This is a genomic window from Desulfobacca acetoxidans DSM 11109 (assembly GCF_000195295.1).
GTDB lineage: Bacteria > Desulfobacterota > Desulfobaccia > Desulfobaccales > Desulfobaccaceae > Desulfobacca > Desulfobacca acetoxidans.
In genome coordinates, this window is sequence record NC_015388.1 from 1716802 (window position 1) to 1733167 (window position 16366).

Sequence of the window (16366 nt, forward strand, 5' to 3'; positions counted from 1 at the left end):
TCAAAAAATTTTTAATAGATACTGATATCGCCATCTCTTCTTAAAACCTGGACCGGAAACCCTCTTTATCATAGAGAAGTATATCTATCAGGACGCTGAGCCTGGGAGCCGAAGCGTTCTGATGGTTAAATCTGTTAATGGTCCGCCAGCTTGCCACTTAAAGTGAGACCCTGTTATGAAAGATCTGCTTCGCACCCTGGGACGCGCCACCATTGATTTTATCCAGGAAGCGGGCCGGATGCAGTTGTTTCTCTTCCAGACGTTGGGACTTTTTTTCCTGCCGCCGTATAAACCGTTTAATCTCGTTAAACAGGTTTACGTTATCGGTGTCAGGTCGAGTTCTATTATTCTGCTGACGGCGATGTTTACCGGCATGGTGTTGGGTCTCCAGGGTTATTATACGCTAAGAAAATTCGGCGCCGAAAGCGCCCTGGGGTCTGCCGTGGCCCTCAGTCTGATCAGGGAATTGGGGCCGGTTTTGACTGCTCTGATGGTAACCGGCCGGGCCGGTTCGGCGATTACGGCGGAGATCGGCATTATGCGTATTACTGAACAATTGGACGCTTTGGATACCATGGCGATTAATCCGATGCAATACGTCGTTATGCCCAAAGTGATTGCCGGCCTGATTGCCGTGCCTTTGCTGACGGCATTTTTTGATTTTGTCGGCATCGTAGGAGGATATCTGGTCGGAGTGGTCATGTTGGGAGTCAGTTCAGGCAGTTACTTTTCCGGCATGATTCAGAGTGTGGAGACCTTGGATGTTAATGGCGGCTTTGTGAAGTCAATAGTTTTTGGTCTGACGGTAACCCTGGTGGCATGTTATAAGGGGTATTTTACATCCCACGGGGCCGAGGGGGTGAGCCAATCCACTACTGAGGCCGTAGTCCTGGCGGCAATTTTAATCCTTGGCTGGGACTATGTCTTGACGTCTTTTTTCATGTAGCCTATGATTCAGATTATTAATCTAGTCCGTGCCTTTAATGGTCAGGTGGTGCTCGATGGCATCAACCTGGAAGTGCCCAAAGGGAAGATCACGGTCATTATAGGCAAAAGCGGTACCGGCAAAAGTGTCCTGCTCAAACATATCGTCGGATTATTAAAGCCCGATAGCGGTCAGATTCTTATTGACGGCGTCGATATTACCCAGGCACGGGGTCGAACCTTAAAGCGACTCAAACAACGCTTTGGGGTGCTTTTTCAAGGTGGGGCACTCTTCGATTCAATGACGGTTTTTGATAATGTTGCCTTTCCGCTGCGGGAGAAGACCACATTAGCCGAAGCCGAAATAATCCACCGAACCAGAGAGAGGTTGTCGCAAGTAGCCCTAACCGCGGCCATGGAAAACAAATATCCCGATGAGTTAAGCGGTGGCATGAAGAAGCGCGTAGCCTTGGCTCGGGCCTTGATCCAAGAGCCGGAACTTGTCCTCTTCGACGAACCGGTGACCGGACTAGATCCGCCGATGACTAACTCGGTCTTCCAATTGATCACCGCTACCCAGCAAAAAAGCGATTACACCGCCTTAGTGGTCAGCCACGACATCCCGCAGATTTTTGCCATTGCCGATCTGGTAGCCATGATACATCGGGGCAAAATCATTGCCTATGGCACTCCGGCAGAGATTCAACAGGACAGCAACCCTCTGGTGCAGAAGTTTATTCAAGGAAATCCTGAATATATCGAGGAATAAGATCGGATCATGAAGAAAGCCCGTATAGAACTCCTGGTGGGTGTATTTGTCATCATCGGCCTCGTCTGCCTGGCCTACCTGGCCATACACCTGGGTGAGATGGAATTTTTGGGGGGAGGTTATAGACTCACGGCCGATTTTGACAATATTTCCGGTTTAAAGGTCGGGGCTTTAGTTGAGGTGGCGGGAGTAGACGTCGGCAAAGTGGAATCAATTGGTGTCAACCGGGAAAACATGGCCCATGTAGTTTTAAATATCAACAAAGGGGTGATTGTATATCAGGACGCCATTGCCTCCGTGCGGACCAAAGGGATCATTGGAGATAAGTACATAAAACTTTCTGTCGGGGGTGCTGATGAGCCGCTCCCGCCGAATGGCAGGATTCGGCATACCGAGTCAGTCCTGGAGTGGGAGGAACTCATCGGTAAATTCATTCAGGGTAAGGTCTAAAGTTTCAGGTTTCAAACCGCAGATTTGTTGATAGATAGTGTAGAACCACCGCCCCATTTCGTTCTTTTGCAAGGGTTTTGCGGGGACCGGCGCTGCTTGTCTCTGGCCAGTTTCCTCTTTAAGTGAAACGTATAAAGCTGAGGAGAAATTTCGATACCCTTTGCTTTGAAATGCTCCCGGCCTTTTCTCAGCTCTCACCGCGTAAGATACGAAACCTGAGTCTTTTTTAACCTTGAAACTTGAGACTCGACACCAGAAACAATAATATTGCCATTATCTGCAATTTATATGTAAAATAGTGCATAAAATCCAGGTCTGGTTCCGGAAGGGGAGGGAAGAACCATGGCAGAAAGATGGATTAGTGGACGCAGGATGGGGCAATGGTCTCTGGGTTTGCTGTTATCGTTGCTGGGATTGTGGCTTTTTGCCACCGCACCGACTGCGGCGGCGGCGGGCTATACCCTGGACCAATGCATTGAGAAAGCATTGAAGTACAGCCCGGAAGTCAGGGAGGCAAAGCAGGAAGTAGAGATGTCCAAGGCCAAGCACGATGAGGCGGCGGCGCATAAATTACCTACCATCGAAGGCTTGGGATTGGTAGGGCCAGCCCACCGGGCTAGAGGCGATCAGGTCTACTCTCCGGATACCTCGACACATATTAATCAATGGACAATTTTTGGACGGATCTCTGCTGCAATAGTTCAGCCTATCTACACCTTCGGGAAGATTCAATTCCGTCAGGATGCCGCCAAGGCCGGGATCGAAGTCAGCCGAGCCGGGGTGCAGAGAAAAGAGGGTGAAACGATTTTGCAGGTCAAAGAGGCGTATTATGGCCTGCTTCTGGGCCGGGTGGGCAAGGAGACCGTTGATGAAGTCAAGGGCTTCCTGAACAACGCCCGTGATATCCTGCAGCGTCTCCTGGCGGTGCGGAGCAAGAGCGTCTCCGAGATTGATCAATACAAACTGGAGGCCTATGCCGGGGAGTTGGAGAAATACCGCAACTTGACGGAGAAAGCCGAATCATTAGCATATGATGCCTTACGAACCAGAATGGGCCTCAAGTCGGAGGAACGCCTGGAAATCCAGGAGCAGTCTTTGCCGATGCCCGAAAAACCCCTGCAATCTTTAGGGCATTATGTCACCACGGCTCAAGAATTGCGGCCTGAGTTCAAGCAATTGAAGGCGGGCTTAACCGCCAAGCAAAAGCTGGTAGATGCCGCCCGGGCCGACCAGTATCCTTCCTTCTTTGTCGGCGGTTTTGGTTCATTGGCCGGGGCGCCTGGCCGTACCCGGATCAAAAATCCTTTTATTTATGATGACTTTAATCATGTCTATGGCGGGGCCGCCGGGGGCATGAAATTTGATCTAGATTTCGGCATCAAGAAGGCGAAAATCAGAGAGGCCAAGGCCGACCTGCAAAAACTGCGGGAAACCAATGATTATGCCCAGGATAATATCCCTCTACAGGTGCAAAAGGCTTACCTGGAGGCCAGGGAAGCCGAGAAGAATATCCAGGCCTTCCGGAAGGCTTACACTGAATCCCGGAAATGGATGGTGGCGGCGCTGTCTAACTACGATATGGGGTTAGCTCCCTCTAAAGAGGTTTTCGACGCCATCGAAAAGTATGCCCTGAATCGGGGGGAATTTCTTAAGGCTATCTATGACTACAATATTTCTTTAGCTCAACTCAATCTGTATACCGGCAGTTACTTGCGAGAGAAAGTCTATTATAAGGAGTAAACTATGATACAGAGGTGCCGCTTCTGGTCAGGATGCTGCCTGATGATCACGGTGCTGGTATTTTCGTCTCCGGCCTGGGCTGGTCCGGCCACAGACCAATTGCGGACGACGGTAGACGAAGTGATTCGCCTCCTGGGAGATCAGTCTTTGAAGTCCCAGAAACAACAGCGTCGTCAGAGGTTGCGCCAGGTCATCAATCAGCGTTTCAGCTATGAAGATATGGCGAGATATTCTCTGGGCCAGAACTGGAAGAACTTAAGTGCCGGGCAACGCTCCGAATTCGTCGACGTCTTCAGCGAACTGCTGGAGCGTTCCTATGCCAGTAAGATCGAGGCCTACACGGATGAAAAGGTCGTGTATCAGGCGGAGCGGCACGATGGCGATGGCATTGAAGTGCGTACCCTGATCCAACGCCGCAATGATCAAATTCCGGTTTATTATCGCATGGTTGATAAAGATGGCAAATGGTGGGTTTACGACGTCGTGATCGAAGGAGTCAGTCTGGTCAGCAATTACCGCAGCCAGTTCAGCCGTATCATCCGCGAGTCCTCGTTTCAGGATTTAATGCGCCGGATGCGGACCAAATTGCAGGAAGAAAAGAATCTCGAAAAATTGTAATCCAACCGCCGGTTGAGAGATTTCAATTTTGAGAAAGTTGAAACCGTATGGGGTGGGTAATGGAAAGCGTTGCCCACCCTTTAATTTTCCTCATCCAGACGGACCCGGTTTATTTAAATACCTTTATGCCGCGTCATCAGGTAGGAAGGGAAGCCGCTCCTTCTTGCGATAGGCCAGTGCCTGGCACGTAGCAATCAGACGGTTTTCGCTATCGGTGACGGAAATAAGATAGGTGGCGGTGCGCCCCCCGCGATGGAGCTCCTGGGCTGCGGCCGTCAATACCTCGCCCACCTGCGGCGCCTGGTGAAAAGTCAGGGTCATATTTAGAGCCACGGCGACGGTGCCATAAGCGTTGCAGGCGGCTTGAAAGGCTTCGTCGATAAGGGCGAAGATCGCCGTTCCATGGATGCCCCCGAGGATATTGAGACACCAGGAACCTGTCTGCATCGTTACCTTAGACCGGCCTGGTGACACCTCAATTAGATCAAGCCCCATCTTGGGCGCCAGGGGTTGTTCACTCACCTGTCGGCGCAGGGCCTGCAAAACCTTTTCTTGTTTTACACTCATGGATTCTCTCACCTTTGCAGTACTATAAATCGTTGTATAACTCCGGATACCGGTTTTTCCAGCGTCTGTGCAGCCAGAGCCATTGATCGGGGTAGCGCCTGACCCAGGATTCGATTGCGTAGGTCTGGACCTGAACCTGATGTTCGATATCAGCCTCATAATCAGAGGTGTTAATCATGGGCAGGGGTTGATGAATATGCATCAAATGGCGGCCGTCAGGCAGGCGCCTGGAGAACACCGGCAGGACCGGAGTGCCCAGGCGGCGGGAAAGTAAAGCGGCGATAGGCGTAGTGCGGACCCGGTGTCCGAAGAAATCAACCAGCATCCCACCCCTGGTTGAGGTATTCTGATCAATTGCCATACCGATGATGCAATTTCTCTTAAGCAGGGAAATGATCGCCTTAAAACCGCCTCGCTTGGGAATCATCAAGTTGCCCCCGCGCTCCCTCAAAAAACGGATAATACGATTCATCACGGGATGGTCATGCTCCCGGCCAACAATGGCGATAGGAAAATTTTTAAGCCCATACCCCAAAGCGGTATACTCCCAATTGCCGGCATGGGCGATGATGGCGATGATACCTTTTCCTTGCTTCAACGCCGCTTCGGCATGTTCCTGGCCGATAACGACTACCCGCCGCCTGATATGCGATGCCGGAAATAAGAGCAGGGCGATGGCCTCAAAAAAAATCCGGATAAAATGATCAAAAACCGCCTGGGCCAGCCCCTCCCGCTGTTTGTCGGTTAATTCCCGGCCCAGGGCGAATTCAAGATTCCTCAGTGTAATCAGGCGATGACGCCGGTCCAAGCGATACCACAACCTGGCAAATTTCCTGGTAATATCCGTAGAAATCAAAAACCTTGGATTCTCCTAATCAAGTTAATAATTGTCCTTCTTTTTATTCCGCTAGAATGTGCTCATACACCTGTTCCATGGCCGCGGCCATCTGCTCAAGGGAAAAACGTTCCTGTACCAGTCTTAATCCGTTTAACCCAAATTCTTGCCTCTGGGCGGGGTTCCGGATGAGCTGTATGAGGGCTTGGGTCAATGCCTCGGGGTCTTTGGGAGGTGTCAGCAGACCATTAACCCCATCGGTCACGATCTCGGGAATGCCGCCGCAGGTCGTTCCGATGACCGGCCGGGCCATAGCCATGGCTTGTAACAGTGATTGCGGCACGCCTTCATTGGCATATGAGGCCAGCACAACGATGTCCATGAGCGCCAACCAGGCCGGGACATCGTCCTGATAGCCGGTCAAGAGTACACGATCGTTGAGGTTTAGTGCGGCTACCTTTTCTTCAACCAGGTGCCGTATCGGCCCGTCACCGACAAGAACAAGATAGACTTTTTCTTCCTGAGCCAGGATCTTGGCCACAGCTTCTAATAAAAAATTATGGCCCTTCCAGGTACGCAACACTGCCACCGACCCGATAATACAGGCATCGGGGGGCCAGGCCGGAAGAAGCTCCGTCCGACCGGCGGTCGAGGGGTGGGGATAGAATCGGTCTAAAGGAACCCCGGTGGGGATGGAATATATCTTGTGCTCCGCAACGCCGACTCGCTTGGCAATCAGTTCTTTAATTGCCTGGCCGGTGGTAATAATGGCGTCAGGGCTTTGATACAGCCAACGGGTAGGCCATGAGCTCCTGATGGGGGTGCTTAAGTGCCGGGTGCGAACCAGCTTGACCCGGTCCCGCCGCCCCATGGCGGCCAGATGGCCCACCCAGCTATCCAGAGAGCTGTGGGTGTTGAGAATCTCTACCCGTTGGCGGCGCAAGACCTGGCGCAGAGACAGACAGGCGGCTAGATTGCGGCAGCCGCCAAAGGTAAGGGGGAATAGCGCAAATCCTGCCTCCTTGCCCCGGTGGTAGAGTTCGCTCCGAAAGTCCGCCGCCAGCAGTATCGTATGGCCCCGTTGCCGCATGACCTCGGCTTCCGAAAAAATCCGCTTTTCCTGGCCGCCCCATCCTAAAGAAGATTCGGTATGTAAAACAGTGTAATGCACCTTAGTCGAGCCCATGCTGATGCCGTTCTTTTTTCCTCCAAGCCATGTCAGCCGAGTTAACCGCCTTGTCCGATGGCTGAGTGCTGAGTAAACCCGCGGGATGGAGAAGCGAAGCACATCCCGCAGTCCTGAGCTGATCGGACAAATGAGTATTTTTATATTCTCTTCTTATGTTAAGTCAACCTTTTTAAGATTGCCTTGGCAAACCCTAGCGGATATAGTACGATTGGAATTTGTCGGTTCCGGACCGATACGAGTGTGCAATCGGAGGAATATCATGCCAGTTAAAAAAGCAAGTATGTTTGCCCTGATACTTATCTGCTGCGGTTTCGCTACTGTCGCGTGGACCGCTGACAAAGCCCAGGAAGCCACCCTCAAGGCGGCCCAGGGGTATCTCCAATATGCTATGGGTCTGGCCACGGATGGTAAACACCAGGAGGCCCTGAAATCAATAGACCAGGCAATCTCTCTCAACCCGAATTATGCCGAGGCGTATAGCCTGAAAGGCTCCTGTTTGGAGAGATTGGGGAAAATGCGCGAGGCGGAGGAGGCCTATCGCAAGGCAGTCCGATTAGATCCGGGTTATAAAGAGGGATACTACTATCTGGGTCAGTTTCTGAAGAACCAGGGCAAGGAGTCAGAGGCGGCTGGGTTTCTCGACAAGGCCCGGTAACTGGCAGAATCAGAGCCGGCAATTCTTTAAAGCAGGATTTCAGATGTCTGCGCCAGTGCAAAGACCTCCAGGGAGGATTTCTGGGCGGCAATAATTTCCCGGCAATGCTCCAAAAGATTGTCGATGCCGCTATCGGTACGATCTTGATTGTGGTGAAATAAACCGAATCTTTTTACCCGGGCCTGCATTGCCAGATCCAGGGCCTCCAGATAGGTTGAATGCCCCCACCGGCGGGTCTGTTGGTATTCCTCCGGCGTGTATTCAGCGTCATGGATCAAAAGATCAGCGTTAAAGGCAAATTCCGTATATTCCTGCGGATGTAACCCTCCTCGATGTTGATAACCTAATTCATTGTCGGTTAAAAAGACAAATGTTTTGCCTGCCTCTACAAATTTGTATCCCAGCCCCCCGTTGGGATGGCTCAGGCTGATCGGAAAAACCTCTAGGGGACCGATGTGGTGGCTCCAAACGCACTCATCGTTATAATTGATCTCGGCCTCTAAGGCGCTGAAAGGAACGGGGAAAAAGGGTGTTCGCATAGCTGCGGCCAGTAGATTTTTAATATCGCCTTGGGTACGATTGCAACCTAGAATAGTGATTCTGGTTCTGGAGTCATAAATCGGTTTGAAAAAAGGGAAGCCCAGTATGTGGTCCCAATGGGAGTGTGTCATAAAGAGGGTGTAGTCAAACCGCTCTGCCGCCATGAGGTTCTTCCCCAGCCTTCTAATCCCCGAGCCGGCGTCAACAATAATAATGTCGCCATCCTGGCTCCTTATTTCCAGACAGGTTGTGTCCCCGCCGTAACGGACATATTCCGGACCTGAGACCGGGATTGATCCGCGCGCCCCGTAACAACGTATCAACATAGATGACTCTTCCGGTTCATTTATGAAGGTTCAGGACCGCCAGTCAGTGTTCTGGCCACGGCGGACTCTCGCACCCGCACCCCTCGGCCAACCAGGCAATCCACCAGGCGGACGCCTGGATCAACCACCGTATCGGCCCAAAGTACCGTATTCTTTAAGTACGCTTCTTCGCCCACCCGCACGCCAGCACCCAGACAGACGCCGCCGTCGCAGCAAACCCGAGGGCCGAGGACGGCACCCGCATCTAGAAAAGGATCGGTCAGGGGTGGCAGAAAGTTGGCTAAAACCGGCAATTCCCCGGCCAACAGGCGGCGGTGAATTTCAAGATAGTCTTGGGGGGTGCCGATATCCTGCCAATAAAAACCCTCTTCCCGATGGGCTGCTACAACCTCACCGGCGGCGATGGCCTGGCGATAGACGTCGATGATGTTCACAAACAATCCTGGAGCAATGTAGTTGAAAAGCCTGGGGGAGATCACCTGTACACCGGTAAAGGCCAGGGGAGGTGCGGTTGACATGGGCAGCCTGGCGGGACCAAAAGCAGCAATGCGGTCGCCCTGTGACAGCCAGACGTTGTTGAATCGCGGATAATCATGGAGGACGAGGGTTGCCAGGGCTTCTGGATGATGTGCTTGATAAGTCGCGGCCAGATCAAGGTCAGTGACAATGTCGCCATTAATCACCAGGAATGGCGTCTCACCCAAAAATCCCGCAAGTTGTCGAATTCCCCCTGCGGTCCCCAAAATAACCGGTTCGTAACTGAGGTATATCTCCAGTTCGGTCGGGGTATTGGCCTCAAGGAAGGCCTTGATCTCATCCGCCCGATGGTGTGTGTTGATACCCACCCGGCGAAAACCGGCAGCGTGCAGTTGGGCCAAAATCAGACCTAAGAGGGGGCGATTAATGATCGGGAAGAGCGGTTTGGGAACCTGATAACTCAAAGGCCGAAGTCGGGTGCCCAGACCGGCTGCCAGAATTACCGCGGTAGGAGAAAAGTCAACAGTCATGCCCTAATCTTCGAAGTTGCGTCTACGTCTCCTTCAATTGGTAAGTTTCACAGCCCATAAGCCACCCGCCAACTTCGAAAACCGCTATGGACTTCTCATGACGCAGATCTGGAGGTCTACGCTACCGATCTTCTGCTATAACAACCGTTGCATGGCCAAACGGTATGACGTTCTAGCCTGTGCAGAACTTATTATCTCAATGATCTTACTTCTTATAGCCTATCTTCCTCAAGAGGTCGTACCGCCAGGCCTTTCCCGCCTCCTGTTCGACCCCCTTGGGAGTGAAGCCATCAATTACTCCCATAATACCCCGTCCTAGCGACGTTTCCGCTATGATCACCTGAACAGGGTTGGCAGTGGCGCAATGGATAGTACAGACCTCCTGGCACATCTTGACGGCGTTGAGCATATTAATTGGAAAGGCATTGCGGATCAGGATGTTAAAGGTGTGTCCGGCCGCCAGTCTTTGGGCATTTTCCGTTGCTGCCGCTATCAGCTCAGGTTCATTGCCCTCAAACCGGATCAGGCATTCTCCCGAGGCTTCGCAAAAGGCCAGACCGAACTGCACTCCTCCACCGGAGGTGATGAGAATCTCATAAAGGTCTTCCACCGTCTTAATAAAATGGGCATGTCCCAAGATTAGATTGGCGGCTTCAGGTATCTGCAAATCAACAAGTTTAAATTCCATAGCGGCACCCTGGCAACATGGTTGACACCATTTCACCCTCAAAGGTTGATTCTTAATTGTAGGGGCAAATCTGGTATTCGCCCCTAATCTCCTCTCCCGACACTCGGGAATAGTGCTATTATAAGCTTGTTAAATAAATGATTACAAGCGATAATTAACAGATAGAAAGAAAACCGGCGACGGTCGCATATCCTATCGTGCCGGTGCCAATCCAACCTCCGGGTAAGGTTGCATCGTATGGCTTTTAAATCCTTTCCACCGCCTGGGAGCCCACCCGGGGTCCTGGAGCATCGGGCCGGTCGGCAGACTTATCCCTCCCGTCTGTGCCTGATCTGGTATGACGGGGACAGACTGGAAGAAAATGCCAATGCTAATGCGGAAGATTTCCTGAAATATCAGGATCGCGCCGGAATCCGATGGCTCCATCTGGAAGGCCTGGAGGATCTAACCCTCCTGCAGGATTTGGGGGCTCAATTGGGATTGCATGTATTGGCCCTGGAGGATGTCGTGGAAGGCCGGGCGCCAGTCAAAGTAGAGGACTATTCAGATTACCTTTTCATTGTCAGCCGGTTGCCGACCGATCTGGAAGAGTTTCAGGACGAGCAGATAAGTATATTTTTGGGGGCCGATTTTCTTTTGAGCGTCCAGGAGAGCCACATCGATCATTTTGCGATTATTAGAGAGCGGCTTCGCCATGGACAAGGTCAGATCCGCCAACATGGGGCGGACTACCTGGCCTATACCCTCCTCGATTTCGCCGTTGACTCCTGGTTCCCTATCCTGGGAAACCTCGGCGAGCGGCTTGATCAGATTGAGGATCGATTATTGAATGAACCGCTCGGCCAGCCAACTACCGAACTCCAAGGTCTCAGACGGCAGTTGCTGCGGGGGCGACGTCTGATGTGGCCCTTACGGGAAAGCATAAATTATCTCCTGCATCATGAAGGTGTTCTGATTTCCGAACGCTCTCGGATTTATCTCCGAGACTGCTATGATCATACTTTCCAAATCATCGATCTGCTGGAAAATTATCGCGATATGGCTTCCGGCCTCATCGAGGTCTATCTGTCGAGCCTGAACACCCGGCTCAATGAGGTCATGAAGGTACTCACGGTCATTGCTACGATCTTCATCCCCTTAAACTTTCTGGCCAGCCTCTATGGCATGAACTTCAAAACGAACGTCTCCTCTTGGAACATGCCGGAATTAAGCTGGCCTTTCGGCTATCCCTTTGCCCTGGGGCTGATGTTGATCGTGGCCCTGGCCATGGTCATATATTTTAAACGCAAGAAATGGATCTGATGAAGATGTTAGCATTTTGGAAATTAATAGCCCTTATATGTGCTGTATCTTGGTTTACCCCGGCGGCGGCAGAGGAGATTGCCATCGGCTGCTACATACCCATTACCGGATCGGCCGCGGCCATGGGCCAGGTTGTCTGGAAAGGCATCCAAACGGCCCGAAGACTGAAGCCTCAGGTGCTGGGTCAAAAAATCAGTCTTAAATTGGTGGATACTAAAAGCGACCGGATCGAGGCCGCCAACGCCGTCAGCCGCCTGATTGAGAAAGACAAGGTGGTGGCGATTATCGGAGAAGTCATCAGCGGCGACACCCTGGCCGGAACGCCCATCGCCGAGCGTTTGGCCGTTCCCAACCTCACGCCAACAGCCACCAATCCTCTGGTGACGCAGAACCGGCAATACGCCTTCCGGGTCTGTTTCGTAGATACGCAGCAGGGACGGGCAGCGGCCCGATTTGCCAGAGAATATCTCAAGGTTCAGAAAGTGGCGGTTATCATCGATCAGGGGCAGGACTATTGCGTCGGTCTGGCCGCCTTTTTCATGGAGGAATTCCAAAAACTGGGCGGACAGATCGTCGCCAAGACCTTTATCCAAACCGGCGACCAGGATTTTTCGGCCCAGATTTCCGCTATCAAGCCTACAGCCCCGGATCTGGTCTATGCCCCCAATTATTACGCCGAAGATGCCCTGTTGGCCAGGCAGATGCGGGAACTTGGCTTTGCCGCGCCCATCCTCACAGGCGATGGCGCCCAGGTGAGCGATCTTATCGCTATCGGCGGGGCGGCAGTGGAGGGGTTGTACCTGACGGCCCATTTCCATCGGGAGGCGGTGAATACGCCTTTAGCCCAGGAATTCATTAAGGCCTATGAAGCCGAAACCAAGAGCGAAATCGGTGCCTTTGCCGCCTTGGGAGGGGACTGTTATTTCCTGCTGCGGGACGCTTTAGAGCGGGCCCAGACCACCAAAGGCCCGAAGCTGCGGCAGGCGTTGGCCCAGACCAAGAATTTCCCCGGAGTCTCGGGCCTTATCACCATGGGGCCGGATAACAATCCTATCAAAGAGGTAAATATCTTAAAGGTGCAGGGTGGTAAGTTTGTCTATGTAACGAAGTTGGCGCCTTAAGGTGAGTAAGGAAAAGGCGGAAATGTCAGCCGTTGCCAGAAAGACATAAAAGATTAGCGCTACTATTTTAAAATCTTGGAGCATGCCATTGCTCACCGAGTAAAATAATTAAATCCAAACAATGAGAAACTTATTTGACCCCATGGAAAGCCGCGTCGTACATGTCAACATCGAAGATGAAATTCGCAAGTCGTATTTAGAATACGCCCTGTCGGTCATTATTGGCCGGGCCCTGCCGGATGTCCGGGACGGCCTGAAGCCGGTACACCGCCGGATTCTCTTTGCCATGTCCGAGGCCGGCAACGATTATAATAAGCCTTATAAGAAATCGGCCCGTATTGTGGGCGATGTCATCGGTAAGTATCACCCCCACGGTGACACCGCCGTTTATGACGCCATCGTGCGCATGGCCCAGGACTTCTCCCTGCGCTATCCGCTGGTGGACGGCCAGGGCAACTTCGGCTCCATCGACGGCGACGCCCCGGCGGCGATGCGCTACACCGAAGTGCGTATGACCCGGCTGGCCGGTGAGCTGCTCCTGGACCTGGACAAAGAGACGGTAGATTTTATACCCAACTACGACGGCTCTATGCAAGAGCCCCTGGTGCTGCCAGCCCGGGCGCCCAACCTCTTGATCAACGGTTCTTCCGGCATCGCCGTGGGGATGGCCACCAACATCCCGCCGCACAATCTGGCGGAGGTCTGCAACGCCCTGCTGGCTTTTATTAAAAATCCCCAGATAAGTTTGGCCGAACTCATGGCCATTATGCCGGGGCCGGACTTCCCCACGGCCGGGTTTATTTACGGGTCCGATGGCATTGCCGAAGCCTACCGGACCGGCAAAGGATTGATCCGCCTCCGGGCCCGCACCTTCCTCGAACAGAGAGGCGGCCGGGAATACATTATCATCAACGAACTGCCTTATCAGGTCAATAAGGTAAAACTGATTGAACGCATTGTTGAATTGGTGAAGGATAAAAAGATTGAAGGCATCACCGACATCCGGGATGAATCCGACCGTGAAGGGATGCGGGTAGTGATCCAGCTCCGTAAGGATGAACTGGCTCAACCCATTCTCAACCAACTTTTTGCCCACACCAATATGCAGGTCACCTACGGCATCAATTTAGTTGCCATCGTCAACAACCGCCCGGAACTGCTCTCCCTCAAAGACCTGCTGACCGAATTTCTAAAGCATCGCCGGGAGGTTATCGTCCGGCGCACCCTCTATGAACTGCGTAAAGCCGAGGAACGGGCTCATATTCTGGCCGGTTTGAAGATTGCCCTGGATCACTTGGATCAGATTATTGCCCTGATCCGCTCGGCCGCCAGCCCGTCTACCGCCCGGAGCCAGCTCGTGGAGCGGTTTACTCTGACCGAAGTCCAGGCCCAGGCGATCTTGGAGATGCGGCTGCAGCGGCTGACCGGATTGGAGCGTCAGAAGATTATTGACGAATACGAGCAACTCCTGAAAGATATCGCTCGGTTTAAAGAAATTCTGGCCAACGAGGCATTGGTTTATCAGTTGATTGAAGCAGATCTGATCGACCTGCGCGACCGCTACGGCGACCCACGGCGGACCGAGATCATCCCCGAGACCGCCGAGCTAACCCTCGAGGACCTGATTCCTGATGAAGATATGGTTGTGACTGTCTCGCACCAGGGCTACATCAAACGCAATCCCCTGAACCTGTACCGCAGCCAGCGCCGGGGGGGTAAAGGGCGGACCGGGATGAGCATCAAGGAAGATGATTTCGTCTCCCAGCTCTATATAGCCTCAACCCATAATTATTTCTTGGTATTTAGTAACCTGGGCAGAATTTATTGGCTGAAGGTGCACGAGATTCCCGTGGGCAGTCCGAGCGCCCGGGGCAAGGCCATAGTCAATCTGCTTAATTTCGGTTCACAGGAGAAGCTGACCACCATATTGCCAATACGCGAATTTGTCCCTGAACATTACCTGGTCATGGCCACCAAACGGGGGATTATTAAGAAAACCGAACTGATGAACTTCAGCCGGCCCCGCTCCGGCGGACTCATCGCCTGTACCCTGGATGAAGGAGATGAACTGGTCAGCGTAGCCCTGACCGACGGTAATAAGGAGGTTTTTCTGGGCACCAGCCTGGGTAAAATCATTCGATTTGCCGAGCAGGACGTCAGAGATATGGGACGGTCGGCCCGCGGCGTCAGAGGTATGACGGTGGCAGAGGATGACTGTATTGTGGGTATGGAGATTTTAAGTGCCGAAGGGGCCATTCTTACCGTTACGGCCAACGGTTACGGCAAACGCACCCGGCACGAAGAATATCGCCTGCAAAAGCGAGGGGGCTCGGGTCTCCTGGCTCTGCGTATCACTGACCGCAACGGCCCGGTAGTTGGCATTATCCAGGTTACGGAAGACGATGAGATTATGCTTATTACCGATCGCGGCAAGATCATCCGGTTGCCGGTGACCGGTATTTCTCTGATCGGCAGGGTTACCCAAGGCGTCAAATTGATCGATACTGAACCAGAGGAGCGGGTAGTGAGCATCGCCCGCCTGGCGGAGAAGGGCGATGAAGGAGAGTAACTCGCACCTGGCCTTGGACTCCACACCTGTTGCGGTCATTGGCGCCGGAAGCTGGGGGACTGCCCTGGCGCATCACTTGGGGCGGCATGGACGTGAGGTCCGCCTCTGGGTCTATGAACCGGAACTGCTGGCCATCCTCTGCCAGAAACGGGAAAATACCTTTTTTCTACCGGGAGTCAAGCTCTCCTCCCACCTGAGCTTTTTCGGCGAGGCCGCGGAAGCCGTGCGAGGGGCGCCGGTGGTAATCATGGCAGCGCCGTCTCATGTCTTCCGCCAGGTTTTAGGCTTATTGCAGTCGGCTGCCAGTCCCGAAGTTGTCTTTGTCAGCGCTACCAAAGGGATAGAAAATGAGACGCTACTTACCATGGAAGGCGTGGTGCGAGAGGTTTTGGGTCCCGAACGTTCTTATGCCATTCTTTCCGGTCCTAGTTTTGCCAGAGAGGTGGTCCAGAATCAGCCTACCGTGGTAACGGTAGCCAGCCGCCAGCGGTCGGTGGCGAAATTAGTCCAGCGCCTCTTCTCCACTCCGACGTTTCGCGTCTATACTACCTTCGACGTTACTGGCGTTGAGTTGGGTGGAGCGTTGAAAAACATCATGGCCCTTGGGGCTGGTATACTGGAAGGTCTGGGTCTGGGGGCCAACCCGAGGGCAGCATTAATTACCCGTGGGCTGGCCGAAATAGCCCGGCTGGGGGTGCGATTGGGCGCCAACCCCATGACTCTGTCAGGTTTATCAGGGTTAGGCGATCTGGTGTTAACCTGTACCAGCAGCCAATCCCGCAATTATCAGGTCGGCGTGCAGTTGGGCGCCGGTAAACGATTACCCGATATCCTAGCCGAAATGAAGATGGTGGCGGAGGGCGTCAAAAACGCCGCCGCGGCGTATTTTCTGGCCCAAAAACTCGGGGTGGAGATGCCCATCGTCGAACAGGTATATCGTATTCTGTATGAAAACCATTCACCCCGAGAGGCGGTTCGCATCCTCATGACCCGAGCCTTAAAGGATGAAATCGACGCCTTGGCGGAAAGTTGGTAAGCCGACCCGAATACATTACTGTTATCTGAA

The 16366-nt window shown here is 52.9% G+C and carries 16 protein-coding genes; 10 read left to right on the plus strand and 6 right to left on the minus strand.

The genetic code is table 11. From position 1 onward, the window contains the following. The first annotated feature begins 175 nt into the window (after positions 1-175). The 5 genes from DESAC_RS07500 (at position 176) to DESAC_RS07520 (ending at position 4501) form a co-directional block, all read left to right on the plus strand. The gene (locus DESAC_RS07500; RefSeq protein WP_013706469.1) at positions 176-946 is read left to right on the plus strand and encodes an MlaE family ABC transporter permease; all 771 of its coding nucleotides are present in this window, start codon (positions 176-178) and stop codon (positions 944-946) included. A 3-nt stretch (positions 947-949) separates the two neighbouring features. Continuing rightward, positions 950-1693: an ABC transporter ATP-binding protein gene (locus DESAC_RS07505; RefSeq protein WP_013706470.1), complete on the plus strand. Its 744-nt coding sequence runs from the start codon at positions 950-952 to the stop codon at positions 1691-1693. 9 nt (positions 1694-1702) lie between these two features. Further along, complete coding sequence (mlaD, locus tag DESAC_RS07510; protein WP_013706471.1) at positions 1703-2143, plus strand: outer membrane lipid asymmetry maintenance protein MlaD; 441 nt, start codon at positions 1703-1705, stop codon at positions 2141-2143. Positions 2144-2485: 342 nt separating this feature from the next. Continuing rightward, on the plus strand, positions 2486-3883 hold the full coding sequence (locus DESAC_RS07515) for a TolC family protein (RefSeq protein WP_013706472.1): 1398 nt from the start codon (positions 2486-2488) through the stop codon (positions 3881-3883). 3 nt (positions 3884-3886) lie between these two features. Beyond that, positions 3887-4501 carry an MlaC/ttg2D family ABC transporter substrate-binding protein gene (locus tag DESAC_RS07520; RefSeq protein WP_013706473.1) on the plus strand — a complete coding sequence of 205 codons (615 nt, stop codon included), beginning with the start codon at positions 3887-3889 and terminating at the stop codon, positions 4499-4501. 123 nt (positions 4502-4624) lie between these two features. Here the strand turns inward: DESAC_RS07520 and DESAC_RS07525 are convergent, their stop codons facing one another. Genes DESAC_RS07525 through DESAC_RS07535 form a run of 3 tightly spaced genes read right to left on the minus strand, consistent with a single transcriptional unit; the run spans position 4625 to position 7089 of the window. Then, positions 4625-5068: a PaaI family thioesterase gene (locus DESAC_RS07525; protein WP_013706474.1), complete on the minus strand. Its 444-nt coding sequence runs from the start codon at positions 5066-5068 to the stop codon at positions 4625-4627. Positions 5069-5090: 22 nt separating this feature from the next. Beyond that, entirely contained in the window at positions 5091-5924 is an 834-nt protein-coding gene (locus DESAC_RS07530) for a lysophospholipid acyltransferase family protein (protein WP_013706475.1), read from the minus strand. Between the two features lie 43 nt (positions 5925-5967). Further along, positions 5968-7089, minus strand: coding sequence for a glycosyltransferase family 4 protein (locus DESAC_RS07535; protein ID WP_041283858.1), 1122 nt, complete (start codon positions 7087-7089; stop codon positions 5968-5970). A gap of 262 nt (positions 7090-7351) precedes the next feature. On the opposite strand from DESAC_RS07535, the gene DESAC_RS07540 reads away from it, so the two are divergent. Beyond that, positions 7352-7747 (plus strand): tetratricopeptide repeat protein, encoded by a 396-nt coding sequence (locus DESAC_RS07540; RefSeq protein WP_013706477.1) that lies wholly within the window; start codon positions 7352-7354, stop codon positions 7745-7747. A 26-nt stretch (positions 7748-7773) separates the two neighbouring features. On the opposite strand, the gene DESAC_RS07545 is transcribed toward DESAC_RS07540, so the two are convergent. From DESAC_RS07545 to DESAC_RS07555, 3 genes are all read right to left on the minus strand, one after another. Then, positions 7774-8613, minus strand: a complete 840-nt coding sequence (locus tag DESAC_RS07545) for an MBL fold metallo-hydrolase (protein ID WP_013706478.1) — start codon at positions 8611-8613, stop codon at positions 7774-7776. A 20-nt stretch (positions 8614-8633) separates the two neighbouring features. After that, positions 8634-9620: a nucleotidyltransferase family protein gene (locus tag DESAC_RS07550; protein ID WP_013706479.1), complete on the minus strand. Its 987-nt coding sequence runs from the start codon at positions 9618-9620 to the stop codon at positions 8634-8636. Between the two features lie 205 nt (positions 9621-9825). Beyond that, entirely contained in the window at positions 9826-10308 is a 483-nt protein-coding gene (locus DESAC_RS07555; protein WP_013706480.1) for an adenosine-specific kinase, read from the minus strand. A gap of 237 nt (positions 10309-10545) precedes the next feature. Here DESAC_RS07555 and corA point away from each other — a divergent pair, with 237 nt between their 5' ends. The 4 genes from corA to DESAC_RS07575 all read left to right on the plus strand — a co-directional run bounded on the left by corA (position 10546) and on the right by DESAC_RS07575 (position 16336). After that, positions 10546-11610: a magnesium/cobalt transporter CorA gene (gene corA / locus DESAC_RS07560; RefSeq protein ID WP_013706481.1), complete on the plus strand. Its 1065-nt coding sequence runs from the start codon at positions 10546-10548 to the stop codon at positions 11608-11610. After that, the gene (locus tag DESAC_RS07565) at positions 11610-12731 is read left to right on the plus strand and encodes an ABC transporter substrate-binding protein (protein WP_041283859.1); all 1122 of its coding nucleotides are present in this window, start codon (positions 11610-11612) and stop codon (positions 12729-12731) included. The genes corA and DESAC_RS07565 overlap by 1 nt, the downstream gene beginning before the upstream one ends. Before the next feature lie 142 nt (positions 12732-12873). Then, entirely contained in the window at positions 12874-15300 is a 2427-nt protein-coding gene (gene gyrA / locus DESAC_RS07570; protein WP_013706484.1) for a DNA gyrase subunit A, read from the plus strand. Further along, a complete protein-coding gene (locus DESAC_RS07575) occupies positions 15287-16336 on the plus strand; it encodes an NAD(P)H-dependent glycerol-3-phosphate dehydrogenase (protein WP_013706485.1) in 1050 nt (349 codons plus the stop codon). The genes gyrA and DESAC_RS07575 overlap by 14 nt, the downstream gene beginning before the upstream one ends. Positions 16337-16366: the final 30 nt, after the last annotated feature.

Bases quoted from the DNA above. Each gene is read 5' to 3' on its own strand.
- DESAC_RS07520 (WP_013706473.1), top strand. From the start codon at position 3,887: ATGATACAGAGGTGCCGCTTCTGGTCAGGATGCTGCCTGATGATCACG.
- DESAC_RS07515 (WP_013706472.1), top strand. From the start codon at position 2,486: ATGGCAGAAAGATGGATTAGTGGACGCAGGATGGGGCAATGGTCTCTG.
- DESAC_RS07545 (WP_013706478.1), bottom strand. From the start codon at position 8,613: ATGTTGATACGTTGTTACGGGGCGCGCGGATCAATCCCGGTCTCAGGT.
- corA (WP_013706481.1), top strand. From the start codon at position 10,546: ATGGCTTTTAAATCCTTTCCACCGCCTGGGAGCCCACCCGGGGTCCTG.
- DESAC_RS07555 (WP_013706480.1), bottom strand. From the start codon at position 10,308: ATGGAATTTAAACTTGTTGATTTGCAGATACCTGAAGCCGCCAATCTA.
- mlaD (WP_013706471.1), top strand. From the start codon at position 1,703: ATGAAGAAAGCCCGTATAGAACTCCTGGTGGGTGTATTTGTCATCATC.
- DESAC_RS07550 (WP_013706479.1), bottom strand. From the start codon at position 9,620: ATGACTGTTGACTTTTCTCCTACCGCGGTAATTCTGGCAGCCGGTCTG.
- DESAC_RS07500 (WP_013706469.1), top strand. From the start codon at position 176: ATGAAAGATCTGCTTCGCACCCTGGGACGCGCCACCATTGATTTTATC.
- DESAC_RS07575 (WP_013706485.1), top strand. From the start codon at position 15,287: ATGAAGGAGAGTAACTCGCACCTGGCCTTGGACTCCACACCTGTTGCG.
- DESAC_RS07505 (WP_013706470.1), top strand. From the start codon at position 950: ATGATTCAGATTATTAATCTAGTCCGTGCCTTTAATGGTCAGGTGGTG.
- DESAC_RS07565 (WP_041283859.1), top strand. From the start codon at position 11,610: ATGAAGATGTTAGCATTTTGGAAATTAATAGCCCTTATATGTGCTGTA.
- DESAC_RS07540 (WP_013706477.1), top strand. From the start codon at position 7,352: ATGCCAGTTAAAAAAGCAAGTATGTTTGCCCTGATACTTATCTGCTGC.
- gyrA (WP_013706484.1), top strand. From the start codon at position 12,874: ATGGAAAGCCGCGTCGTACATGTCAACATCGAAGATGAAATTCGCAAG.
- DESAC_RS07535 (WP_041283858.1), bottom strand. From the start codon at position 7,089: ATGGGCTCGACTAAGGTGCATTACACTGTTTTACATACCGAATCTTCT.
- DESAC_RS07525 (WP_013706474.1), bottom strand. From the start codon at position 5,068: ATGAGTGTAAAACAAGAAAAGGTTTTGCAGGCCCTGCGCCGACAGGTG.